Raw genomic sequence first — 409 nt, forward strand, 5'->3', positions numbered from 1 at the left:
CCATCATGTTGGCGCGAGAGATACTCAACCGTCCCCGGCTGAACGATGCCATTGTTGCCAAAGGCGGTGAAATCACCCATGAAAGCCTTGCCAAAGCGGGCGACTCACAGATCGGCAATACCAACCCCAATATCCAGAGCGCCGATCCGTTCCATGCGAAAACCGATGCGCAGGTCGTGCAGGCATTCAGGGGGAAATTTGATGATTGGCGGGACAAGTCGGAAGACTTCAGTGCCTTTTTTGGCTCAGAAAAACACCGGTACGTGAAAAGGGAAACGATTGCCGAGATCAGCAAGGACCCTAACGTAACGGACAACAACGGTGAAGCTGTACGGGATCCGCGCACCGGGTTTCCGTTGAAAAAATACACTGAGCAAGAGGTGTACCTGGCCAAGAATCTCACGGAGCG

At 53.5% G+C, this 409-nt stretch carries 1 protein-coding gene; it reads left to right on the forward strand.

Features of this window, described 5'->3' with window-relative positions; genetic code table 11:
• Positions 1-409 (forward strand): hypothetical protein (locus C5J24_RS31620; protein WP_205836996.1); only part of this gene is annotated, 409 nt, incomplete at both ends.

The sequence above is a fragment of the Neorhizobium sp. T25_27 genome (genome assembly GCF_002968565.1).
GTDB classification, from domain to species: domain Bacteria; phylum Pseudomonadota; class Alphaproteobacteria; order Rhizobiales; family Rhizobiaceae; genus Neorhizobium; species Neorhizobium tomejilense.